Below are 24,879 nucleotides of genomic sequence, written 5' to 3' on the forward strand. Positions count from 1 at the left end.
AAACCATTTGGTAAACTGTTAAAGAATTCTTATTTTATCAAGAGGAGGATGGATAACATGAAAACAGTGATACTCGCTGAAAAGCCTTCTCAAGCAAAAGCATATGCGGAAACATTCAAAAAAAGGAAAAAGCATGAGGGCTATTTTGAAATCAGTGATCCATTATTTTCAGGGGAAGTAACGATTACGTATGGATTTGGTCATTTAGTTGAAATGGTTCCTCCTGGAGAGTATGAAGAACGTTGGGCTAAGTGGTCACTGCCTAACTTACCGATATTTCCAGACCAGTTCAAATACACGGTCCCTCCAGAGAAACGGACGCAATTTGCAATTGTTAAACGGCAATTACAAGCGGCGGATACGATTATTATCGCAACGGATAGTGACCGTGAAGGTGAAGCGATTGCTTGGTCGATCATCCAGCAAGCCAACGCATTTACAAAGCAAAAGCAGTACTTTCGTTTATGGATCAATTCATTGGAAAAAGAAGCTATTTATCAAGGGTTCAAGCAACTAAAACCGGCGGAGCAGTTTTATCCAAAATATAAAGAAGCGCAAGCGCGTCAACATGCGGATTGGCTGATTGGGATGAATGGTAGTCCATTATATAGTTTACTTTTGCAACAAAAGGGGATCTCTGGAAGTTTTTCATTAGGTCGTGTCCAAACGCCAACGCTTTATATGATCTATCAGTTACAAGAAGAAATCAGGAAGTTCAAAAAAGAGCCTTATTTCGAAGGGGAAGCACAGATCAAAAGTCAACATGGGCAGTTTGTCGGTAAAATCGAGCCGAAACAAACTTTTAAGACTGCGAACGAATTAGTTGCTGCGATTGAAGATAAAGGCGCTCATTTAGGTCCCCAGCAAGGAACGATCTTACAAGTAACGAAAAAAGTAAAGCAACAGAGTAGCCCAAGGTTGTTTTCTTTATCTAGCTTACAATCGAAAATGAACCAATTGATGAAAGTTAGTGCGAAAGCCACGCTTGATGCCGTCCAAGGGTTGTATGAAAGTAAGTTTTTGAGTTATCCTCGGACAGATTCTTTTTATATTACAGAAAGTGAACACCAGTATCTTGTTCAAAATCTTGATCGGTATAAAGCGTTTCTAGGAATCCAAGAGGTAGCAACGCCAGAAACATTTCCTAAAAAAAGATATGTCGATGCCAAAAAAGTCCAAGAGCATCATGCGATCATTCCAACGAAAACGCTACCGACGAAGGAACGTTTTGCGAAGCTTTCTCGGCTGGAACAAGCGATCTATCTACAAGTGATGCGTACGACTTTAGCAATGTTTGCTGAAAACTATCGCTACGAAGAAACGGTGATACTTACAGGGGTGCAACGATTACGTTTGAAGAGTGTCGGGAAACGTCCGATTGCAGAAGGGTGGCAACAAATCTTGTCTGTCAAAAGCAAGAAAAAATCAGATGGTCAACTTTTGCCTAAAGTCAGTGAACAAGAAGTGGTTACGGTTGATCTAAGGAGTCTTGAGAAAGAAACTCAGCCGCCTAAGCCATACAATGAAGGAACGTTGATCACTGCGATGAAAACAGCAGGGAAGACCTTAGACGATGAAGAAGCGCAAGAGATCTTAAAAGAAGTCGAAGGAATCGGAACAGAAGCTACCCGAGCAAGTATTATTGAAAACTTGAAGCAACGACACTATATAGAAGTCAATAAAAACGATATCCAAGTGACTGCTAAAGGAATTACTTTGTGTAAAGCTGTCGCAGGGGAGTCCTTATTGACAAGTGCTGAAATGACTGCGCGTTGGGAAAGCTATTTGAAGAAGATCGGTGAACGTCAGGGGACGCCAGAAGTCTTTTTAGAAAATATCAAAAAGTTTATCCTCCATTTATTAGAAGTCGTACCAGAACAAGTGAAAAAAGTCGATTTATCGGAAGAACAAAGTGGCTTGATGCAAATCGAAGCGATGGAAAAGAAGAATGATCAAATAGGGCGCTGTCCGAAATGTAAAAAAGGGATCGTGATGTTATATCCAAAGATTGCGACATGTACGAATAAGGAATGCGATTTTAAATTATGGCCCACGATTGCCAAGAAAAAATTGACCAAAACGAATCTTAGAGATTTACTATCAAAAGGGAAGACTAGTAAAGTGGTCAAAGGCTTCACTGGTAAAAAAGGGAAATTTGACGCTGTTCTAGTATTGAAAGAGGATTTAACGATCGGTTTTTCATTCCCCTGGATGGAGAAACAAGAATAAAGATATATATTCCGAAAAGTCAATATGCTTTAATTATAAATATCTAAGTAATGAATAGGAGTACTTATACGTGAAAAAAATCAATTCACTTTTGAATTATGCAATGGGGTTATTGACGTTGGTTGCTTTATATCAAGCGGTGATCGCCTATCCGGAATATGGCACGAAGTTGTTAGCTATTACGAAACATCCTACTGGCTATTCACCGACTGTGATCTTAACCACGGTGACAGCAGCAGCTAAGAGTGGTACTTATTTGTTGCATACGACTAGCAACTTACTGAAAAGAAAGAAACAACGAAAACAGTTGTTTTTCGTCTTAGTAGCGGCGGGAGTTGTTTATTTCTTACCGGTGATCACTCAATTTGTTCAAAAGTTTATATAAATAGATTTAGAGTAAAAAAAGACAGTGGTAAGAGAAAACATCTTATTCACTGTCTTTTTTCAAGTTTTTGATGTACCAGGCATCCATTGTTGAATGGTCAGAGCCAGGTAGTGGGGCAGACATCAAGTGAAAACCAAATTTCTCATATAGCTTGCATGCGGGTTTTAAGGCGTGCATCGTTTCCAAATAGCACTCGCGATAATAATGACTTGCATAAGATAATGCTTTTTCCATCAATTGATTCGCAATCCCTAAACCAACAGCTTCTGGTGCTAAGTATAATTTTTGTAATTCGCATATCTGTTTTTGCTCGTCGAAGGGCGCAATTCCAACTCCGCCAACCACTTGATCATCGATTTGAACGACCCAATAAGCTGCATGAGGTAACGATTGGTAATAGTCTGATAAATGACTTAATTGAGGATCGAAATACGCCGTGCCTTCAATTGCTAAACCGAGTGATTCGAGAGAATTTTGAATGATTTCTTTTATTGCTAAGTCATCTTGAGGGGTGATTTCTCTTATTCGCATAGAACGTGGCTCCTTTTCTTTAGTGTTCATTTATCGTAATCGATTTAAGTGTCAACGTCAATTTGCTTTTTGTAGAAGTATTGAATGTTCAATCAACTTCTTTCTTGACCCTTTGCTTGAACTGTGAAATAATAACCTCATAAAAAATTATGACTTAAGAGCGTTCGCCGGAACGATCTTGCAGGAGTCAGACAAACGAACCGTAGGCTTTAATGGTTCGTTTGCCTGGCTCCTTTTTGTTTTGGGAGGTATTAGGCAGAATGAAAAAAATCGAAAACTTACAGACAGATGTACAAAAAGGATTAATACAGCAAGAAGCGCAAGAGCGATTACGATACTATGGATTAAATTCGATTGATACTCAAGCAAATAAAAGTATTTTTACCTATGTGAAAGAAGCAATGAAAGATATCACGATTTTGATCTTATTAGTTGCTACTGGACTGTCCACGTATATTGCGTATCAAACACATCCAGATGACTTTACAGAACCGGTCGTTATCTTTTCAATCGTTTTATTAAATCTTTATTTGTCGATACGGCAACAAAAAAGTGCAGAAAAATCGATGGAACAATTAAAAAAAATGAGTACTCCAACTAGTAGTGTTTTAAGAGAAGGTGTCGTCAAAGAAATCAATAGCTCGGAGATCGTACCTGGCGATATCGTTCAACTAACATTAGGTGATCGTGTACCTGCTGACGCGAAAGTAATCTCGTGTGTTAATTTCTTTGTTGACGAATCATTCTTGACGGGAGAAAGCGAGCCAAACGAAAAGGATGCTTCTTATCAAGCCAGTGAGACTGACGGATTGAGCGATCGTAAAGATTTAGTCTTTTCTGGTGCATTAGTCGTAACAGGTAAAGCGACGATCTTAGTAGAAAAAACTGGAAATGAGACGGAAATCGGAAAAATCTCTCACTTGATCTCGAATGAAATCACCAATGTCGCACCTCTGCAAATCAAAATGCAAAAACTTGGGAAAATACTGGGAATCGTGGCAATCATTGCCGGTTTCCTTGCAATTGGCATAGGAATTACGAAAGGATTGAGCGTAGAAACTAGTATTATGACGGCTATCTCAATGGCAGTTGCGGCAATACCAGAAGTGTTACCTGTTGTTGTAACCATTTCTCTAGCTGTAGGTATGGGAAACATGGCAGTTAAGAAAACGATCGTGCGAACACCATCGACTGTTGAGACAGTGGGGGGCGTGTCAGTGATTTGCTCAGATAAAACGGGGACGATCACTGAAAATAAAATGACAGTGAAAAAAATTGCTCCTCTAGCAGAAATGCCGGCTCTGCTATCTTTCACAGAAGATCAAGAAAAAAATCTCCTTTTCCTGTTTTATCTTGCCAGTAGTTTTTCTGAGAATGAAGGGGGTAGTAATCCAACTGAATCAGCCATAAAAAAGGCAATAGATACTCGGTTTTCAGAGAAGGAATTACAGGAACATCTTTCTCACTTGAAAAAAATCAAAGAATTGCCGTTTGATTCAAAAAGAAAACGTATGACGGACGTCTATCAGATTGGTAAAGAATATGTTTCGGTAACAAAAGGGGCGTTTGACCGATTACAATTGGCAAATCCCAATGAACACTATTTAACGATACATGATCAACTTGCTAACCAAGCGTATCGTGTCTTGGGAGTAGCGTACAAAGTTTTTCAACAACCGATTGAAGACATATCCGAGGAAGATTTAGAAGAGGGGCTAACTTTTTCTGGTTTTGTCGGTATTATAGATCCGGCGAAAAAAGAAGTGGCAAAAGCAGTGGAAGTAGCTAAACAAGCTGGAATCAAAACCATTATGATCACTGGCGACCATTTATTGACCGCTTCACGTATTGCTAAAGAAGTGGGGATATTGGAGGAAGGAAACGAAGCAATCACAGGAGCTGAACTGAAAAAAATCAGTGATAGAGACTTAGTTAAAAGGATCGATAGGTACCGTGTCTTCGCTCGAACGTCACCTGAGGATAAAATACGGATCGTTAAAGCCTTTCAAGAAAATGACGAAATCGTTGCAATGACCGGGGACGGAGTGAACGATGCCCCAGCGCTGAAAGCAGCAGACGTCGGCATTGCTATGGGAAGCGGCACTGAAGTGGCAAAAGAAGCATCTGATATGATCTTAGTAGACGATCATTTTGCCACGATCGTCCAAGCAGTAGAAGAGGGGCGGAGAGTGTATCAAAATATCCGAAAATCACTTTATGCCATGTTAGGTTGTAATATTTCGGCTCTGACGGTCGTATTGCTTTCTTTGATTTTCGGTTGGGGAGCGCCAGTCACCGCCATTCAATTATTGATCATCAAAGTAGTCGCAGACGGAATTCCTGGTTTTAGTTTAAGTGTAGAACCTTCAGAAGAAAAAAATATGGAAAAACAACCGATCCATAAAAACGAGAGTATTTTTTCTCAAGGATTGGCAGTTAAGATTCTTGAAATCTCTGTTGTGTTTACGATCGTAACTTTATTGGCTATAGTTATTGGACGCACACAATCAGTTGCTATTGCTGAAACCATGACATTTATAGTATTAGGTTTATCAACGATCATCCATATGTATAACTGTCGCAGTGAACAATCGATTTTACGCTTAAAATTTCTAGGTAATCCATTGCTTGTCTTAACAACAATGATTGGCGCACTGATCATCGTTTTGTTAGTAACAATCCCTGTTACACAACATATCTTTGGGTTTGTTACGATTGGTCTCACGAACTGGTTATGGGTCCTTGGTTTATCTCTAATTCCAGTCATCTATATCGAAATAAAAAAATGGACACATCTGTTTTAATGAGTAACTGAAGATTTTTCTCTTAGTTAAGTCTGATTATGTTCGTCTGTAGATTTTTTTCTCAATGCTGCAGACGAACTTTTCTTAAAATGACCAAAAAAAGCGCGAATGACAATAAATAAATGCAGACAACTAAAAAACAAGAGAATTATGGTGATTTACGATTGATAAGAGGGGTTAGAACGAGGAATTATGCAATTAATCATTTTTTATTTATTCTAGTTTACATAATATATATTATACAAAGTAGATTCAAAAAGAACTAAACCTATGTTCCAACCTAAATCATTCGATTTTGACCTCAAAAACCGTTTTTTTCTCTTCTACAATATTTTAAAATTATTTTGCATCGTTTTGTTTACTTTTTTCTTACGCACTACATATTTAACTAACGAATGATTTTACTTTAGACATTCCCGTAAGAAATAATTTTTTCAACAAATGTTAGTTCAATCAATCTGCTAGCGTTAGATTTATATTGTTTGATCTGTCGTTACTTATAGATCATTTATGATTTATCTGTATTTAAGTCTTGCTGATCGTTTCATCCAATCTGTCACTAACATTTTTCAGTAATTATCGCTACACATAACATATCTACATAAGTACCTGTTTTTGCCTAAAATCGCTTTTTTTGTTCTCTTGAACTTTATTTCATGTGATATGTTATGTTTAGAATAAATTTGAGGTGAAAAAATGAAAATTGTTAAACTGGATAAAGCAAAAATCAAACATTACATATTGAATGAAGCAACTGAACAAGACATGATTGAATTGATCGAACTAATGCGTGCAAAGAAAGCGATTTTAGACTTAGAGAAAATTGCTACAGAAAAACAAAAACTTGTTGACAAGTTCAACAAGTTCTAAGAGTCTGACAGGCTCTTTTTTTAGTGCCCTCTTCTCTATCTACACATTTAAAAACGAATGACAGAAGTATGATAAAATATGACTCCAATAAATATCCCAAATATAATATGTACGACAATAGCGATAATAATTGGAACCACACGTGCTCCTTTTTTATCCCAGCTGTATTTCGTCTTTTTGTTTTTCCATAGTAAAGATATAAGTAATAAACTGAGAATCACGACCCATAATAGTAATGCAATGCCAACCAATGGCATAATTTTTTCATTGATAATGGCTATCCCCATAGACTCTCCTTTCTATTCGCATATTTCTTCTATATTAACAAAAAAACGGGAATACTCGGAAATGATGTTTGCTACTTTCCGATTTCCCCGTCTTTTTGTTTATTTGATTGTTGTTTTAGCGTACTGTATCAAGTACTGCTTTTAATTCACTAACTGATTGATGGAACATTGCTTTTTCTTGAGGAGTGATCGATAATTCAATGATCTCTCTTACCCCATTTTCGTCTACGATCGATGGTACACCAGTAAAGATATCTTCTTCCCCATACTCGCCATTTAAGTAAGCTGAAACTGGTAAGACAGCTTGTTCATTATTTAGGATTGCTTTGACGATTCGAGTAGTACTCATACCGATACCGTAATATGTTGCTTTTTTACGATCGATGATTTCATATGCTGCATTTTTTACTTTATCAGCAAGCACTGTTAAATCATTTTCTTCTAAACGATGATCTTTCTCTACATATTCCATGATTGGTTTGCCACCAACTGTTGTATGTGACCAAGCAGCAACCTCTGAATCCCCATGTTCACCTAAGATATATCCATGAACGCTACGTGGATCGACTGCAAGTTTTAATGCAATTTCTTTTCTGAAACGTGTTGTATCTAATGTTGTTCCAGTTCCTACCACTCGAGAAGCTGGTAAGCCTGATTCTTTCCATGTTAAGTAAGTCAAGATATCAACAGGATTTGAAGCTACGACGAAAATGCCATCAAAGCCTGAATCCATTACTTCTTTCACGATTTGACGTGTGATCATCGCATTTGTTTTCACTAGATCTAAGCGTGTTTGACCAGGTTTTTGGTTGACACCAGCAGTTAAGATCACTAGGTTAGCATCTTTACATTCGTTGTAATCACCAGACCACACAGAAACGTTCTTTTCGCCCCATGCCATTCCATCTAGTAAGTCTAATGCTTCTCCTTCTGCTTTTTCTTGGTTGACATCGATTAAGACAAGTTCATTGGCAACACCTTGATTGATCATCGCATAAGCAATACTTGTACCGACAAAACCTGTACCTACGATAACAACTTTACGACTTGTTTTTTTCATGTCTAACACACCTTTCATCCGTTCTTTGTTATTTTCATGAAAATTATAAATCTGTTGTTATCATTTTTCAATAATATAGAAATTATACATACTATAATAATTTTTTATAGAAAATCAGTAGCGACCAAAATCAGATTGCGTCCTTCTTACTCTAGGTATCCCCTTGCGTGAACCTTTTAACGATGGATCATTCTTCTTTGATAAATTTGCCAAATGCGTTGAGAGATCGATCACTTTAGATTCTGAAGTTCGAAGTTCTGATTTCGATGTTCCGCTTGTCTGCTGTTCGCTAGGAAGTGAATTTGTGCTGTTCTGTCGCGAGATTTGGCTGTCGTTAGCATCACTATCTAATCGTTTTTCAGAAATTTTTAATTGCAAATCTTCAAGATAGATTTTTGAATAAGGTTTCTTATATAGTGGGTCCCCGATTTTAGGTAACCAATTTTTTCTTCTCTGACTTCGCTGTAGTTTATCGGCTAAACGCTCAATTTCATTTTGACCAGTATAGGTCGGGTAATTAGTAGCGTTATAAGTCTCATCGATTGCTTTATTCATTCGAACGAGTAGCTTTTCTCGATAAGTATTTGTATTAAAAAATCTATGTATCTGATAGAGTAAAAAATCCTTCAATAATCGTCCTCCTCATTTTGTTCCCATGTTTCAAACACGTCTCTTTGTCTACTTGCTCGTGCTTTTTCTTTTTCTATATTTATCCTAATTGTTTCTTCTTGAGCTTTGTAGGAAGCAGCGACTTCTTTTTTGAAGTGCCTGCGATCTTTCCGACTCACTCTTTTTATAAATTTAAATAATTGCCAAATGATTACGACAAGTAAATAGATCGTAAAAAAACCAGAAAAGCCAAACTCAATAATAAACGACAACAGAAAGGCAGCAATCCTACCTGCTTGACTAGCTGATGGAAAGTTTTCTTGCTGTTGTGCAATGAAAGGTAAAACCCAAAACATCCCCATGTTCTTTTTCCCCCTACTCCTCTAATATCTAGCGACTATTTTCTAATTTTATAACGCTCTTTAGGGATTGTTTGCTTTGACGGTTTCCCTACTTTTGGTTGTGCAACCATTTTTACTGAGATAAAAACGCTTAAAACGATGGCAAGACTTGCAATACCAATGATCATTGAAGAATTTTTGGCGAAATATTTCGTAACTAATTGAATGATATCTAGTTGCCCGTTCATTACTTATCACCTCCTTTAAAAAATACATACGCAATCATAGTTTATAATGAAAGGATAGGTTCGATAAAACTTTTTTTGACAGATACTGGAAAAAAAGTAAAAGAACTTACATCCACAAGCCGTCAGTGAGGCTCTTATAGATGTAAGTTCTTTTGATTGATTATTCTTTATGTTTGGCTTTAAACGCATCAAATTTTTCTTTTGCTTCTTCCACCACTTCTTCGATTTCTTCTTTTAAGGGATGTTTCTCAGGTGTAGGTTCTTCTTCTACTGCATTTGAACCAGACATTGCGACTTCTTTTGCTTCGCCAGAGTTAGTTCCAGCTAAAGCCTCTTCTTTGTCGGTTGTCTCTCCTGAGTTAGTCCCGGCTAACGCGACTTCATCGTCCGTTTTAGGCGCCATTGACCCTCTTAATCGTTTTTCTTTTTCTCCATCATAATTAGTCATATGCTTGTCCTCCTTGTTGCTCTATCTCTATCCTACAACAAGAATAAAATAACTGTCAAAATATAAAGGTGAGATTGAAGTTATTAATTTTCTTTCTTTAAAATTTTTACTTCATAAGGGGCAAATGTGAGTAAGCCAGTAAGCGTTTGATTGGTTTCAAGGTCCAAGAGCGGTTGAAGCAACTCAAGCTGTTGTCTCTCTTCAGAAAAATTCATGAGAAAGTAATAGTTGTGTTGACCATCTGTTCGAGATTGGATCGATACTTTTGGCTGTGTGTCTTTGACGATCTCTTGTTGCAACGCTAATTTTTCAATCATCGGCTGATAGAACACTTCTAAAAAATCAAGATCTGTACGAGCAGCCAAGTAGTAAGCTGTTCCCTGTCCTAGGCGATTTTCAACTAAAGCAGGTGTGTTGACATAAAAATCTTGGCTGTACGTAGCAATCACTTTTCCTGTCGTTTCTTGGACAATCCCGCAGTAATCTTTGGTTTGATAAGATTTCCCTTGGTAAAGAATTTGATTGTGTTCCCCTGGATAAAGGGTCTCAAGCTCTTGTGGAAGCAACCCGAAAATGGTTTGTAGTGTTTGTGGCCATTCGCCAAGATGTAACTGATCATTTTCGTTGACCATCCCGGTAAAATAGCTACCGATCAAGATACCGCCCTTTTTCACATACTCCGAAAGTTCCTTCATCGTATCTTCTTGCATCAAATAGAGCATAGGCGCGATGACTAACGCGTAATCAGAGAAGTCTTGATTCGGTGTAAGGATATCTACCGCAATATCTCTTTCCCAAAAGAATCGATAATTCTCTTGCAACGTTTGGATATAGCGACGAGTTGGTCGTCCAAACCCGCCTCCACGTTTTAATGCCCAATTACTTTCCCAGTCAAATAGAATAGCTACTTTAGCTTCTTTTGGTGTACCTTTGATCGCAGCTAGCGTGTCTAAACGTTTACCATAAGTAGCTACTTCTTGGAAGACTCGATTTTTCTCTGAATTATCATGTCCTACGACTGCACCATGGAATTTTTCGGAATTTCCGAGTGATTGCCGCCATTGAAAATAGAGCGTACTATCTGAACCGTGTGCAAGTTGTTGCATCCCACTCAAAATATGCATCCCTGGTTTTTTTGCTTTGTTGTATGCGTGCCAATTCACGTAACTAGGTGTTGATTCCATGACAAGAAAAGGTTGTTTTTTCAAGGAACGATATTGGTCATGGATGTAAGCCGATTTCATCGCAGTCAGGTGTAAGGGCTCATACGGATTATGCCAGTCAGGGTAACTATCCCAACTAACGATATCAATGACTTCTGCAAAGCGGGAGTAATCCAGTCCTTCAAGTGGGATAAAGTCCTGTTGATCATGTCCTTCTGCCATAAAATTAGTCGTAACTGGAAGATTAGGAGTGATTTCTCGGATCGGTTCGATTTCATTGAGGAAAAAATCAATCGTCTGATCCGTCACGAATCGTTTCCAGTCTAAGTCCATGCCATGTACTTTATGCTCTCCTAGAGGTGAAGGCGGAACGACTTGAGACCAACTGGAATAACTATTACTCCAAAATGTCATCCACCATGCGTCATTCACCGCGTCTAGTGTCTGATATTTGTCTTTGACCCAGTCACGCCATTTCTCTGCACAAAAGTCACAATAGCATTCCCCAGAGTATTCATTGCTGATATGCCACATTAGTAGCGCCGGATGGTTGCCGTAGCGCTCGGCTAATTGTCGATTGATTTGTTGGACCTTTTTTCGATAGATTGGTGACGTGTAGCAGTGGTTGTGTCGAAAGCCGTGATGATGCTTTTGTCCAAGAATGTTGGTCCGATTGACTTCTGGATATTTTTCACTCAACCATTGGGGCCTTCCGCCACTTGGTGTTGCTAAAATGACGCGACCATTTCGTTTGTGCATCGCTTCAAATACTTTGTCTAGCCACTCAAAGTGATAAACCCCTTCCTCCGGCTCTAATGTACTCCACGAAAAGATACCGACAGTCACTGTGTTGACATGGGCTTTATCCATCAACTCGAAATCTTTTTTTAATATTTCAGGATGAGCCAACCATTGTTCTGGATTATAATCGCCGCCATGTAGCAAACGAGTATCGTTATACGTCTTCACTTCGTATCCTTCCTTTCTACGATATGATAAATGAATGATTGGCAATCCCCGGCAAGCTGGTAAGTCGCATGATTGACTCCTGTGAACAAACGAGGTTTTTTCAAGCCAACATTCTTCAAAAGATTGCCAGAGACCGTCTCTTGTCCATTGATTTGATAATAACGATCTTTTTTCAGATAATCTGGAAAAGGCAGATAAGCTTTTGCGGCTGGATTTGCTCGTGCCATTTTTTGATAAAACCCAATGATCGCCTCGGATCGATCATGACTAAAAACACCCCAGCAAATTTCATTATCATACGGACGATTTGGCAAAATCTGAACAAATTTTCCATGAGTCAGCAAGTGACGATGTGCTTTGTAAAAAGCGATACGCTCGCTGATCTGTTGCTTCTCTTCGTCTGTCAAAGCCAAGAGGTCTAATTCATACCCTAGAGGCCCAAACATCGCTACATCTTGGCGGAAGGCTAAAGAAGTCTCACGTAATACTTGATGGTTAGGTGAAGCAGAAACATGATTACTAAAGCTGGAAAGCGGATAGCCTGCCAACGTTCCACTCAGGATACTTAAACGTTCCACCCCGTCACTGTTATCGCTAGGCCAGATTTGCGGACTATAAAATAGTATGCCTAAATCATATCTTCCGCCGCCACCAGCACACCCTTCGATCAAAAGATCAGGATAAGCGGTCAATAATTTGCCATAAAGCGCATAGACCCCTTGAACATAGCGATGGAAGAACTCCTGCTGATGGATTGCTTGTTTCTCTAAATAAGCAGAATAGGCTTCAGTGATATTTCGGTTCATATCCCATTTGATATAAGTTAAGTTCGTTTCTTCAATAATGGCTGCCATTTGCTCATAGATGCCTGCTACCACGTCTGGATTTGAAAAATCAAGGACATATTGCCCACGTCCGACTGAGATGCGTGAATAAGGATGTTTGACTACCCAATCAGGATGTTGTTTCAACAGCTGGCTGTCAGGAGATATCATTTCCGGTTCAAACCACATGCCGAATTGAAGCCCCATGTTCTTTAGCTTATTTGCAAAGGAAGCAAGTCCAGTCGGAAATTTTTGTTTATCAACTGTCCAGTCACCTAAAGAGGAACGGTCATTGTTTCGTTTACCAAACCAGCCATCGTCTAAAACAAAACATTCCATCCCTAAATGTTTACCAATGGTCGCAAGAGATAAAAGTTTTTCTTCAGTAAAATCAAAATAAGTCGCTTCCCAGTTATTGAATACGATCGGTCGTGGTGTATCTCGCCATTTACGATCGATCAGATGATTTTCGATAAAATGCGTAAAGTGTTGCGCTAGACCGTTCGTCCCCGCATCACTATACATCAAGACCGCTTCGGGTGTTGTAAAAGAATCTTCAGGAGCTAAAGTCCACCTGAATTGTGAGGGATGGATGCCGATCATCACTCTCGTTTTATCCCACTCATCCACTTCTGCTTGAGCAATAAAATTTCCGGAATAAACGAGATTCAACCCGTAAACTTCGCCATGGTCAAGCGTTGACTGTTGATGATCTAAACGGATAAAGGGATTGTGCTGATGACTACTTGCTCCTTTTAGTGAACCGATTGAGACGATCCCTTGCTCAAGCGGACGCTTCTTTTCATGACGTTCTTTCAGCCATGCTCCTGAAAAATGGGTGAAATCGTAGGCTTTAGTAGAAAGATTCAACACGCCTGAAAGCATGCGGTGGATCTGCAAATCGGTTTTAGATTGGTTCGTCAATGTCTGACTTTGAACGATTGCAGTAGAATCGCAAAACAGTGTGTAATGAAGTATCAGCTCTAGTTGACGTTCTTGATCTATTAATCTTAAAGAAAGTGTTTCCGATTCTTCCTTATCCCCATAAGTTGTTGGGCAATCTAGGTTTCTTGCCTTTCCTTTTTTAGTCGTTGCTTCGACAAAACGAAAATCTGTATAATAAGGCGCTTGATTACTCGAAAGTTCGATAGCCCCCTCTTTAAAATCAGAAGTACCATACACTGGGTATGCTTGTGGATGATCGGTTAAGGTAAAGTTCGAATCATCTTCAAAAAACTTAACTGTTCCAGCCGATTTATTCTGTTCTGCGACTAAATAGTCGATCTCTTCGTCAGTTAAACCGCGTAAAGGTTTTCCATAATAAATTTGCTCGATCTGTCCATTTTGCATGACATGGAGGATAAAGCTAGTGTGAGGATTGCTCATATGAAATAAGCGATCATTTAGTTGTTCAATCATGTGAGGCATCACCATTTCTTTATTTATAGTTAGAAAAAAGGATATACGTCGCTTGGTTGTTTACCAAAAGACTAAATCTTTTGCAGCAAATAATTGACTCGTTTTGCTAAATTCCGATTGTAAAAGAATTTGTAAAAAGGCAGGACAAACAGCAAGCTTAACTGAGTTTTAGCATCGACCAATTCATTTCTTTCGGAATACAACAACGTGAATTGGTCGTTTTCTTGACTTTTCAGTTGGTACGTTTGAATGATTTTTCCTCCTGCGTAATCAGTCGTCATTTCAAGTAATTCATCCTTGACCAATCGGCGGATCGTCATCGTACTTTCAACGCTCGTTTGTCCTAGCTTCGTTTGCAAGGCAGTTATGACAGTTGTTCCTTCTGTCAGCTCTATAATCGAAGCATCCTTGCTTTGAAAATAATTCAATTGTTCCTCAAGTAGTACTTGGTAAAATTCTGCGGCTTTTGTCGGGATCTTCTTTCGGTAGTTCAATGTATCGATTCGCACAAAGCTCACTCCCTACTGTTCTTCGATGGTGATCTTCCCGTCCATCAATTGATTTTCTTTTTCTTGTTTTACTTGTTGACGTTCTTCATTCAAGTATTCACGGTCCATCGCAACTAAGAATGGTACCCAGATCAGTGTCATTACTACTACTGTTACGATTTGTAAAAGAGCGCCGGTGATCGAACCTGTCCCCAACCAACCTGAAAGTAAAATTGGAGTAGTCCAGACTACTGTTGCTCCGATTGGACGAGGAACCAAACCAAAGTAAATAGCAAAGTATGAGATCGTCGTGGAAGCCAGCGGCGCTAGGATCCAAGGGATGAATGCTACAGGGTTCAATACAACGGGTAAGCCAAACGTCATTGGTTCGGATACGTTAAAAATAGCTGGTGCAATGATCGTTTTCATCGTTTTCTTCATACGGATCGAACGAGCAATAAAGAACGCCATCGTGATCGAAATCCCAAGTTGCATCCCTTGATTGACGAAAACGCCCATAAACGTCGTATTGATGATATGTGGCAACTGCTCTACGCCGTCTTTATACGCTTCAAAGTTTTCAATCGCCAATGCTCCCATGATCGGATCGATCACCGCATTGACAACTAATGTACCGTGGATACCGAACCACCAGAAAAGTTGCGTAAAGAAGACAGCAATCAACACAGCTGGCAAAGTCCCGCCTAGCCCCATCAAAGGTTGTTGCAACATCTGATAAACGAAATCGACTGCATTTCCCCATGTCGTAAAAGTAAACAAGTAACGGATGATGTTGAATAAAAATAAAGGAGCAGCACCAGGGATGATTGCCACAAAAGATTCAGCGATCATCGGCGGAACAGATTCTGGCATTTTGATCGTAAATCCTGAACGACTGATGCGGCTATAAATTTCTGTCGCGACAATCGCTGTCAAAATACCAACGAACATTCCTTCAGCGCCTAGTTTAGATAAAGGAATAAAGGTCCCCATTGCTTCGTCACTTCCAAATGGTAAAAGCATGATGAAACAAGAAAGTGAAATGGCACCAGCAAAGACTTGCGGCTGTTTATAATGACCAGCTAATTGATAGCCGATCCCGTAAACGATAAAAAGTGCAGAAATACTCATTGTCGCATTTCCTACAGGACCAAAAAATTCATTTAAGAAAGTATTGAAAGCCTCCGGTAGAAATGTAGCGAAGCCAAACGTTGTTGGCAAATTTTGGATAATGATCATGATCGAAGCAAACATTGTTGCAGGAAAAGCCATCATAAAACCGTCTCGGAGACTAAGCAGATATTTATTATTTGCGATCAGTGTGGCAGCAGGAACCATTTTTTCAGCTAATTTATCGACAAACTTCATGTTTGATAACTCCTTTTATTCATTTTTATGCAAACGTTTACTTTGCGAGTATAATTGTTTACTTAATGTTTACACAAGAGAAAAAGAAAAAAAGTTCAAGAAACTTTCTTTCTCGAACTTTTTTAACATACTATTAATCAGATGAGTGTCCAATGGAATCTCGTAAAACGAGCTGACTGCGACAGATCACTCGAATCGGCATCGTCCGTTCTTTCAACATGCGCTCTTTTGCTAAACGCACCGCTAAGCGGCCCATTTCTTCAGGATTCGCTTTGATGCTTGATAAGCTTGGCGTCATGAACTGCGCCATTTCGATATCGTCAAAACTTACGACAGCGATATCTTCAGGGATTTTTTTATTTGCTTCACTGATGGCTTTATAAACACCGACCGCCATCGGATCACTGGCAACGATGACAGCTGTTGGTGGGGATTGTTGGGCCAACATCTCTTTACCTAAGCGAAGACCATCTTCGGGTTTCCAGTTTCCTTGATACACCGTAGCATATTGTTGGAGTCCATTTAGTTTCATCCATTTCAAGTACGACTCTGTGCGGATCTCTTCTTTGCTTTTATGGACTTCTCCGTTTTCAGCCACTCGACTGCTGTGTCCGCCGATAAATGCGATATTCCGATGCCCTTTGCGATGGAGTACTTCCAAGACCTCGACTGTTTTTTGTTGGAAGTCTGTCTGGATGCAGTCAAATTCTTCGGAGTTGGAATAATTATCTACCAAGATCAAATTCGGATTGATTGCAGCGATCTTTTTCGTTGCTTCGACCGTCATTTCGCTGATCATGATGACAGCCCCATACTTCGCTAACTCTTTCCATTCTTTATGCGCATCTCTCATGTGAAAAGCACGTATCGTGCGAAAACGCCACTTGGCGGCTTCTTTTTCGATACCACCACGAATCTTGCGGAAATATGGATCATCCAATTCTGCCTCTACTTGATGTCGTACGATCAAAGCAATCGTCATTTCGTCACCTAAACTTCGAGTTCCACGTTTATTTTTATCGACAGAATAATTTAATTGATTGGCGATCTCAATCACTCGCACGCGTGTTTGTTCGTTGATACTAAATGTCGGGTCTTCGTTCAGGATACGAGAAACACTAGCTGCTGAAACCCCAGCGATTTTTGCAATATCACGTATAGACGCCATCCTCTCACCTCTTGTTTACTGTTTACTAAATAGTACCAGAATAATGAGGAAAAGGCGAATGGGGATTTAGCGTTTAAGAAAAGAAGCACTGCCCCCAAAAAAAAATAGCTTGGGATTTCAGTGCTTCTTTAATGATGCTGTGGGTATCTATTGAGTTTTTGTAGATATTCAATCCTCAAATACCTTTCTCGCTTCCTCGATCTGTTGGATGCCTGTTTCGAGTATTTTCATTTGCAACAACGTTTCTTCATCTTTAACGATTTTTTCTGCGCCGTTGATCAATGTTTCGTAAATCCCTTCATACACACGTCGATAATCACCGACTTCAGAAACGACTTTCTCTTCGTGATAAGTTCCTTCTTCATCCATGTACGTCAATACGCCGTAGTGTTCGGGTTGATCAATACCAAAATCTGCATTTTCAGGCATATAGAACATTTTTAAGTGTTCTTCTTGACGGTCTTTCGTCTGTTTGACGAACATCCCTTTTTTGCCATAGACGACAAAGCTTGGTCGTTCTTTGATACGGAAATAACTAGATTTGATGGAAACTTTCATACGGCCATAGTAAAAGTCTAAATCAAAGTAATCATTCATCCGTCCAGTACCTAATAGTTGGCGGACATCATAATGGATATCATCTGGTTCACCAAAGTAAGAAAGCAGCTGATCAACGGTATGACAAGCATGACCATAAAGGTAGCTATTTGCCACTGAAAATTCTGTTGTATTTTCTGGGATTTCTGGGCGGAAATAGTCATAGTGCATCTCGACTTCTAAAATATCACCTAACTTCCCGCTTTCGATGACTTTTTGGACCGTCAAAAAATCTGAATCAAAGCGACGATTTTGGTAACATTGGATGAACAATCCTTTTTCATTTGCTAAGTCAAATAGCTCTTTCGCCTCTTTTGAATTTTCGGCAAAGGGTTTTTCGACTAAAACGTTCTTACCGTTTTCTAAAGCAAGCTTTGCATATTCTGCATGAAACTGACTGGGGGTCGTGATGACGACTAATTGGATCTCAGGATCTTCCCACAAATCAGACAACTGATTGGTATATTCGATGTCATCAAATGTTTCCCATGCCGGTGCCGATGGTGAGAATATTTTTTTGACCTTGATTTTGTCTGGTAGTCTTCTTGAGAACGGTAAGTGATAGCGATTGGTACTTTTGCCATTGCCTAAGTATGCGATTGTTAACATGTCGTTTCCTCCTACTTTCGATTCGTTTCTTATTTTTAAGTATAAGACAGAATGAAAAAAAGAGAATCGTTTCTTGTTTTTTTGGCAAAAATGTTCAAAGAAACTGACAGAAGGGCATGATTTCTGAAAAAGATGTTCAATATTAAAGTACTGTAAAAAGAAGTGGTTATTTTTCGAGTTATTCAGTAAGATAGATTGTGAGGTGTTGTGTATGCTTATTGAAGAGAAATTAGTGTCACAGGAAACATTTACGACAAATGAAAAACGGATCGCAGACTATCTACGATTGAACCGAGAAGCAGCTGTTTATATGACGATCGAAGAGCTTGCAAAGGAGACCTACACCTCCCACTCGGCCATCATCCGATTTTGTAAAAAGCTCGGTTATAGTGGATTTAAAGAATTTCGTTTTGAATTTGGGCGAGAAGTCCATCAGTTGGTTGCCCAGTTCAATCAAGTGATCGATCCCAATTTTCCTTTTACCGTCGAAGATGATGCGAAGATGATTGCCAAAAAAATGGCAGACTTATCGATTCAAGCAATAAAAAAAGCGCAATTTCAAATTGAAGATCAATCGTTAGAAAAAATTGCGACTGTCTTGAACCAAGCGGAACGCATCTTTTTATTTGCGAAAGGAGATTCGCAAATAACCGCACGGAAATTCCAAAATAAATTAGTGAAATTGAATAAGTTCTTGATCTTAGCGGAAGAATATAGCGATTCATCTTGGAATGCGGCTAATTTAACGAAGAATGATTGTGCTATCTTTATTAGCTATAGTGGGCGCATCCATCATTATGAACGGATTCTTACTTATCTAACCCATATCGGAGCACCTAGTCTATTGATTACAGGAAATGAACAGTCTGAAATGGCAAAAAAAGCAGCGATGCGGCTAGTCGTTTCCCAGGAAGAATATGATTTTGCGAAAGTAGCCACCTTTTCTTCTCAAATTGCCTTTGACTACGTCTTAAATACCTTGTACTCCTTGATGTATGCCCAAAACTATCAAGAAAATTTATTGAACTTGAAAGAAAAACAAGAATTGATCCAAAAAGGACTGTTAAAGGAATACAAAAAGCAAGAGCTGTAGCAACTATAAATAGCCTAAAGACAGGAGAATTAGCACTTCTGTCTTTAGGCTATTTATCTGTAGTAAAAATACTTCTTAAAATTGATGATTGATCGCTTGTATGAATTTAAATTGACGATCGCTATACGCAAATTCTAAAATGCAGCAATTTGCAAATTTTATCTTAGCCACTTGTTCATAAGGCAACCATTTTTGGATGAATAAGTACATCGCACCACCGTGGCTCACTGCTAAAACGTTTTGATGGTCTTTTTCCATGATATCGGTCAAGGTCGCGTTCATTCTTTGTTGCAGCTCTTTTGCAGACTCGCCACCATATGGGACAAACGAATCGCCATAGGAAGTTTCCCCAACTGGTCTTTTCGGATTCAAGGCTTCACTTTCCCCTTCAAATCGCCCGAAATTCCATTCTTTTAACCCTTTACTCCGCTGGTATTCCTTTTGTCCGATAATGATCTCTAACGTATCGGATGCTCGTTCTTGGGTCGATGAATAATACGCATCTAAAGGGATTTGATTGGTCTGGAAATATTCTCTCGCCACTTCTGCTTGTCTGATTCCCGCTTCTGTCAAAGGAGAGTCACAAGCGCCTTGGATTTTGCCTAATTGATTGAACAACGTTTGACCATGCCGCATAAGATAAAGTTTTTTCATCACGAGTCCTCCATATCGATTTGTGTATGTATGTTCACTTTTTAGTATAGCCTCTGGAGTGAACTCTAAGTCAATAGGGAAATTTCCTTTTCGATGAGTTTGTGACAAAAATAAGCGCCTCTTTCCAAATACAGAATAAATCTGTGGAAGGAGGCGCTTATTTTCGTATCCTTACTTTCTATTGTTCATTCGCATTCTTGCTTTTTATCCCTATTTCTAACCATTTGACTTTATAGCGAAAATCTTCGATCAGTTCTTCTGCGGTCCATTGATTGACCATATAATCGGTCAAAGAATTCATGACAAGAGCCATCACGAAATACAAAAAGCTGATTGCTTCTTCTGTTGTGTCCATGCTGATCTGGTTGATTTTCAATAAATCCAGCCATTGTTGGACCATAGATGAATCGTGGTTAGTAGGTAAACGTTTTGATGAACCAAGGTCACTCGCTCGGGTCAGTAATTTGATCGATCGCCAATAAGGACTATCCTTGCTTAATCCACCACACCAAGCAAGGTATTCTTCGATGCCTAAGAAAAAGTGATCTCGATTTCGATTGATCGATGCAATGATATCTCCGTGGACTCGATTGGAGTAGTTTCGTACAGTAAATGTGTATGCATCTTCCAAATCCTGGAAATATTTATAAAATGCACCGCGGGACATTTCCATGGCTTCAACGATTTCGGAGACTTTGACTTGGCTGATGTGCCGATCATAAAATTTATCGAGTAAAATCTCTAAGATCCATTGCTGCTTTTCTTTAGAAATGTTAAAAAAAGTCTCTTTCGGCATAAGCATTCTCCCTTACTGCTTACTCTGCGATTGTTTGCTCTGTCAAATAACCATCTTCCATGCGATAGACACGATCGCTCCATTGGATCATCCGAGAATCATGTGTGACCATGACCGTGGCTTTTTGTTTCTCATGTGCTTCTTTCACTAGTAATTTAACAACTTCATATGCATGGTCGGTATCTAAACTTGCTGTCGGTTCGTCTGCTAAAATCAAGCTTGGCTCATTGAACAATGCTCTCGCGATCGCTACACGTTGTCGTTCCCCGCCAGATAAATCTTTCGGATAGCTGTCTTTCAATTCGTAGACATCTAGTGATTTCAGCAGTTCGTCGATTCGTTCGTCCTCTTCTTTTTTCTTAGCGACACGATCAACTAAATAAAATTGTTCTTTGACTTTTAGAAAAGGGATCAAATTCGAACTTTGTAAAATAAAACCAATCTCCTTAAAGCGTAAATCCGCTCGCTTTTTTTCATTTAATTCGGAAAAAGAATGTCCGTTAATGGTTATTTCGCCTGAACTAGGTGTTTGTAAGCCACCAGAGATTGTTAGAAAGGTACTTTTTCCTGAGCCTGAAGGACCAATGATACTAACAAATTCTCCTTGCTTCACTGAAAAATCGATTTCTTTTAGGGCAGTTACTTCTGTACGTCCATTACCAAATTTTTTGACGATCTTTTTCATTGTCAAGATTTCTTTCATTTCATTATCCTCCTATCGCAATTACTGGATCAACTTTAGCGACTGTTCGGATCGAGAACAGACCACCGATCATGGCTACGACGATCAAGATCCCGCTATACAATAGCCATTGCGACCAAATGATGGCAAACGGCATGGCTGCTGGTAAGATCAAGCTAGTCAAGTAAGCTAAGCCGACAGCGAATAGGACACCGACAAAGCCGACAATGAATGCTTGCGCTACTAGTGACCGAGCGATAAATGAATTTCTGATCCCTTGCGCTTTCATCACGCCGAAAATTGCTGTTTTCTGTAAAGTGATCACGTACATAAAGATGCCGACAACAGCTGCAACGACAACGAACAAGAAATAGATCATCGCATTCAATGTCATATTTTGTGCAGAATATCCTGGTAGACTTTGGATAAAGTCTTCAATCGACAATTTTTGCAGTGTTTTTGATCCACCGTCTGTTTGAATGGTGGCTGCTTGTTTGGTGACGATGGCATTGATTGGTTTTTTCTCATCAGAGGCAAACGGTTGATCGCCAAATTTCAGCTGTGTCCATGTATCAAGATCCGTATAAACGACCGGTCCCACGGTATAGTAAGTTTCTGGGAAAATCCCCACGATCGTCAAGTCTTCATCATAGCTACCTATTTTAATTTTTTCGCCGATCGAAAAACCTAGATCAGCCATATTTTTGGAAATAATGATTTCGTTTTTTTGTTTGAACATCTCGCCTTCCAATAAGTCAGGCAATAAAAACGCATCTCTAGTCGTACCGAAGACAGTGATATTTTCCTTTTCTTCTGCCTTGACTGCTCCGCTGAACAAACCAATCGGTGCTTTGTCTTTGGCTTCTACTTGATCCAAATCACCTCTTACTAATTGGGAAGCAGCAAATACTTTATTTGCATCTTCAGACAATACGATCTCTTGTGCTTGCCAGTCAACGATGGCTTTTTTGAACTCTTCGGATAGTCCGCTTGCTAGACCCGTCAACATAAAAACGACATAGGCGATTAAAAACATGATCCCAATGATCAGTCCATAACGCATTTTGGCATAGCGCATTTCTTTTATCGCTAAAAACATTTTTTGATTCCTCCATTTCGATCACTTTGCGAGTGACAAAGTGTCACTGGAGAAAAGTATAGCGCTTGTATCGACCAAAAGTCAATTGCTTGGTTTGCTTATTCAGTTCATAAGATTATTATTTTTTTAAAGAAAAAAACACTGAGAACTGCTTAGCTGGATGCGAGCAATGATTTTCATAGGATGAAAGGAATAAACGAAAAGCAACCGCCAAAATAGTGCTTATTGGCATACTATCTTGGTGGTCGCTATTATTACTTTACCTTACAGATTTAACATCTAAAATCCTCCTGGTCCCATTTGACCAAAGGAGACTGCTTCACCGGATTGAGAGATCGTCATTGAAGTATTTGAGAAAGTGAAAGTCCCTAGATCATTCGCACCACTGACTATCGGCTGCTCACTAAGACCATTTTTGCCTTCAGTTTGAGTGCTTCCGCCGCTAGCAATAGTATACGTTTCCCCAACCGCAAGCTGTGGTGAGGAGACAACGATTGTTTGATAATTTTTTGATGGTTGATAGGCAAGCACTGCTTCCCCTGCTTCTGATGTGATACTCATCAGTGTATCTGCTTGTTGGACAGTTTCATAACTGATTGCTACCGTTGCCTGAGTGGAACTATCGCTGACGGTTTGCGCCATCCCATTGGAACCAGCTGCCACAAAGGTTCCACCTGTTAAAGTAAAGGTTCCACCGTAATCTAATGCACCGTTGCCGCCATTTACTGGGCCATCGATCAACATCGTCCCTCCTGACATCTCGATAGTGCCATTGCTATCTAAACCATCACCTTCTGCATTGACATAGACAGTACCACCGTTGATGATCACTTTTTTACTATCATCCGACGCATCGGGTGGTCCGCCAAAGCTGTCAGCGCCAAATTGACCAGTCGTTGTTTCTGTGTCACTACCACCACCAGCATTGATCCCATCATCGCTGGCAGTGACATTTATTTCTCCGTCATTAAAGGTAATGACTGCCGATTCGATTCCTTCATAGGATTGCTGGATCTCGATCATACCGCCATTGAAGGTCAATTCGTTGTCCGTGTGGATGCCGTCATCCCCAGAGCTTAACGTGAGCGTGCCTCCGGTTATTTCCGCAAGATTATTTGTATGGATACTGTCATCTGCACTGTTGATGACATACGTTCCGCTACTGATCAATACGTTGTTACCGGCTTTCATTCCTTTATAACTTTCATTAGTATCTAAATTGGTGCTGTCTGCTCCTTGGGCGGTTTGGATCGTGATTTCTGCTTCTTGGCTATTGATAGCAGTTTCCGCTTGGATACCGTCTGTTCCGCTATTAATCTCGAAAGTCCCACCGTCGATCGCTACATATCCTTTTGTTTCATCTTCTGCGTTGGTCGCTTGGATTCCATCCCCTTCTTCCGTGGTGATTTGATAGTTTCCTCCTTTGATGGCTACAGCGTCTTTTCCTTTCAACCCATTATTCTTCGCGTTGATCGTGTAAGTGCCAGATATCAAGATCAAATCATCTTTACTACGAATGCCGTTGCTATAGTTTCCATCGACAGTCAATGCACCGGTTCCGTTGATGGTCAAATCTTCTTTACTGTATAGTGTTGCGTCTGGTTCCGTTTCGTTTTCAGCAAGTGTATAGTTTTCACCATCAGATAAATGATTTTCGGTATTTTCTGCTAGGGTTACTATCGCCTTTTCTGTTTGTTGGATCGCAACAGCCGGCCCGTTAGAATTGGTGATTGTTACACCATTGAAGATAAGATGGACTTTTTCTTCTTTTGGCACATTCACGATCAATTGACCGTCAGTCAGAGTCCCGCTGATCGCATAGGTTCCTCCTTGCGTGATCGTTACTTGTTCGTCCACTACTTCGACGCCTTCTCCTGTAACTTCTGTCTTCTCGCCTAATTGGATGTCGATGGCAGAACTTTTCTCATAGCTCGTTGTTAAATCTTCTGTCTCATAGGTGCCATAAGTCGTTTGTTGTTCTGTCGTTGTCGCATCAGTAGACAGCGTTGTCGCCGTACTTGCTTCGGACGCGTCTGTACTCGCCTGATTCGAAGAAGTCGAATCTGCTGAAGAACAGGCGGTCAATAATAGACTGGCGGTAATCAATGAATAGATTTTTTTCATGCGCGTTCCTCCTC

23 protein-coding genes are annotated in these 24,879 nt (G+C 39.7%); 5 read left to right on the forward strand and 18 right to left on the reverse strand.

Annotated features, from left to right (window positions below):
* The first annotated feature begins 57 nt into the window (after positions 1-57).
* Together DOK79_RS13000 and DOK79_RS13005 are read left to right on the forward strand one after the other, a co-directional pair.
* On the forward strand, positions 58-2,229 hold the full coding sequence (locus tag DOK79_RS13000; RefSeq protein ID WP_206854068.1) for a type IA DNA topoisomerase: 2,172 nt from the start codon (positions 58-60) through the stop codon (positions 2,227-2,229).
* A gap of 70 nt (positions 2,230-2,299) precedes the next feature.
* Entirely contained in the window at positions 2,300-2,614 is a 315-nt protein-coding gene (locus DOK79_RS13005; protein ID WP_206854070.1) for a hypothetical protein, read from the forward strand.
* A gap of 42 nt (positions 2,615-2,656) precedes the next feature.
* Here the strand turns inward: DOK79_RS13005 and DOK79_RS13010 are convergent, their stop codons facing one another.
* Positions 2,657-3,145 carry a GNAT family N-acetyltransferase gene (locus DOK79_RS13010; protein ID WP_206854072.1) on the reverse strand — a complete coding sequence of 163 codons (489 nt, stop codon included), beginning with the start codon at positions 3,143-3,145 and terminating at the stop codon, positions 2,657-2,659.
* Between the two features lie 260 nt (positions 3,146-3,405).
* On the opposite strand from DOK79_RS13010, the gene DOK79_RS13015 reads away from it, so the two are divergent.
* Positions 3,406-5,949: a cation-translocating P-type ATPase gene (locus DOK79_RS13015; RefSeq protein WP_206854074.1), complete on the forward strand. Its 2,544-nt coding sequence runs from the start codon at positions 3,406-3,408 to the stop codon at positions 5,947-5,949.
* Between the two features lie 696 nt (positions 5,950-6,645).
* Positions 6,646-6,819 (forward strand): hypothetical protein, encoded by a 174-nt coding sequence (locus DOK79_RS13020; protein WP_206854076.1) that lies wholly within the window; start codon positions 6,646-6,648, stop codon positions 6,817-6,819.
* 47 nt (positions 6,820-6,866) lie between these two features.
* On the opposite strand, the gene DOK79_RS13025 is transcribed toward DOK79_RS13020, so the two are convergent.
* The 12 genes from DOK79_RS13025 to DOK79_RS13080 all read right to left on the reverse strand — a co-directional run bounded on the left by DOK79_RS13025 (position 6,867) and on the right by DOK79_RS13080 (position 18,417).
* On the reverse strand, positions 6,867-7,106 hold the full coding sequence (locus DOK79_RS13025) for a hypothetical protein (RefSeq protein WP_206854078.1): 240 nt from the start codon (positions 7,104-7,106) through the stop codon (positions 6,867-6,869).
* 115 nt (positions 7,107-7,221) lie between these two features.
* Positions 7,222-8,166 carry an L-lactate dehydrogenase gene (locus tag DOK79_RS13030; RefSeq protein ID WP_206854082.1) on the reverse strand — a complete coding sequence of 315 codons (945 nt, stop codon included), beginning with the start codon at positions 8,164-8,166 and terminating at the stop codon, positions 7,222-7,224.
* A gap of 114 nt (positions 8,167-8,280) precedes the next feature.
* Positions 8,281-8,796 carry a hypothetical protein gene (locus DOK79_RS13035; protein ID WP_206854086.1) on the reverse strand — a complete coding sequence of 172 codons (516 nt, stop codon included), beginning with the start codon at positions 8,794-8,796 and terminating at the stop codon, positions 8,281-8,283.
* On the reverse strand, positions 8,793-9,137 hold the full coding sequence (locus DOK79_RS13040; protein WP_206854088.1) for a hypothetical protein: 345 nt from the start codon (positions 9,135-9,137) through the stop codon (positions 8,793-8,795). Before DOK79_RS13040 ends, DOK79_RS13035 begins: the two co-directional genes overlap by 4 nt.
* A 35-nt stretch (positions 9,138-9,172) precedes the next feature.
* Positions 9,173-9,364, reverse strand: coding sequence for a hypothetical protein (locus tag DOK79_RS13045; RefSeq protein ID WP_206854089.1), 192 nt, complete (start codon positions 9,362-9,364; stop codon positions 9,173-9,175).
* Between the two features lie 160 nt (positions 9,365-9,524).
* Positions 9,525-9,812: an rRNA processing protein gene (locus DOK79_RS13050; RefSeq protein ID WP_206854091.1), complete on the reverse strand. Its 288-nt coding sequence runs from the start codon at positions 9,810-9,812 to the stop codon at positions 9,525-9,527.
* An 83-nt stretch (positions 9,813-9,895) separates the two neighbouring features.
* Positions 9,896-11,944, reverse strand: a complete 2,049-nt coding sequence (locus DOK79_RS13055; protein ID WP_339092288.1) for a beta-galactosidase — start codon at positions 11,942-11,944, stop codon at positions 9,896-9,898.
* Complete coding sequence (locus DOK79_RS13060) at positions 11,941-14,187, reverse strand: alpha-galactosidase (RefSeq protein ID WP_206854094.1); 2,247 nt, start codon at positions 14,185-14,187, stop codon at positions 11,941-11,943. The genes DOK79_RS13055 and DOK79_RS13060 overlap by 4 nt, the downstream gene beginning before the upstream one ends.
* 71 nt (positions 14,188-14,258) lie before the next feature.
* On the reverse strand, positions 14,259-14,696 hold the full coding sequence (locus DOK79_RS13065; protein ID WP_206854098.1) for a DUF3284 domain-containing protein: 438 nt from the start codon (positions 14,694-14,696) through the stop codon (positions 14,259-14,261).
* 12 nt (positions 14,697-14,708) lie between these two features.
* A complete protein-coding gene (locus tag DOK79_RS13070; protein WP_206854101.1) occupies positions 14,709-16,043 on the reverse strand; it encodes a PTS sugar transporter subunit IIC in 1,335 nt (444 codons plus the stop codon).
* A gap of 133 nt (positions 16,044-16,176) precedes the next feature.
* Positions 16,177-17,211 (reverse strand): LacI family DNA-binding transcriptional regulator, encoded by a 1,035-nt coding sequence (locus DOK79_RS13075; protein WP_206854103.1) that lies wholly within the window; start codon positions 17,209-17,211, stop codon positions 16,177-16,179.
* A gap of 168 nt (positions 17,212-17,379) precedes the next feature.
* Positions 17,380-18,417 carry a Gfo/Idh/MocA family oxidoreductase gene (locus DOK79_RS13080; RefSeq protein ID WP_206854106.1) on the reverse strand — a complete coding sequence of 346 codons (1,038 nt, stop codon included), beginning with the start codon at positions 18,415-18,417 and terminating at the stop codon, positions 17,380-17,382.
* A 211-nt stretch (positions 18,418-18,628) separates the two neighbouring features.
* Between DOK79_RS13080 and DOK79_RS13085 the strand changes: the two genes are divergently transcribed.
* Complete coding sequence (locus tag DOK79_RS13085) at positions 18,629-19,510, forward strand: MurR/RpiR family transcriptional regulator (protein ID WP_206854109.1); 882 nt, start codon at positions 18,629-18,631, stop codon at positions 19,508-19,510.
* Between the two features lie 75 nt (positions 19,511-19,585).
* Here DOK79_RS13085 and DOK79_RS13090 read toward each other — a convergent pair whose 3' ends face one another.
* The 5 genes from DOK79_RS13090 to DOK79_RS13110 form a co-directional block, all read right to left on the reverse strand.
* Positions 19,586-20,164 carry a histidine phosphatase family protein gene (locus DOK79_RS13090; RefSeq protein WP_206854112.1) on the reverse strand — a complete coding sequence of 193 codons (579 nt, stop codon included), beginning with the start codon at positions 20,162-20,164 and terminating at the stop codon, positions 19,586-19,588.
* A 178-nt stretch (positions 20,165-20,342) separates the two neighbouring features.
* Positions 20,343-20,960, reverse strand: a complete 618-nt coding sequence (locus DOK79_RS13095; RefSeq protein WP_206854115.1) for a TetR family transcriptional regulator — start codon at positions 20,958-20,960, stop codon at positions 20,343-20,345.
* A gap of 19 nt (positions 20,961-20,979) precedes the next feature.
* Entirely contained in the window at positions 20,980-21,663 is a 684-nt protein-coding gene (locus DOK79_RS13100; protein ID WP_206854118.1) for an ABC transporter ATP-binding protein, read from the reverse strand.
* A 4-nt stretch (positions 21,664-21,667) separates the two neighbouring features.
* Positions 21,668-22,741 (reverse strand): ABC transporter permease, encoded by a 1,074-nt coding sequence (locus DOK79_RS13105; RefSeq protein ID WP_206854119.1) that lies wholly within the window; start codon positions 22,739-22,741, stop codon positions 21,668-21,670.
* 279 nt (positions 22,742-23,020) lie between these two features.
* Positions 23,021-24,865, reverse strand: coding sequence for a carbohydrate-binding domain-containing protein (locus DOK79_RS13110; RefSeq protein WP_206854121.1), 1,845 nt, complete (start codon positions 24,863-24,865; stop codon positions 23,021-23,023).
* Positions 24,866-24,879 lie beyond the last annotated feature (14 nt).

Origin of the sequence: Enterococcus sp. DIV1094, from assembly GCF_017316305.2 — a bacterium.
Taxonomy (GTDB): Bacteria; Bacillota; Bacilli; order Lactobacillales; family Enterococcaceae; genus Enterococcus_B; species Enterococcus_B mangumiae.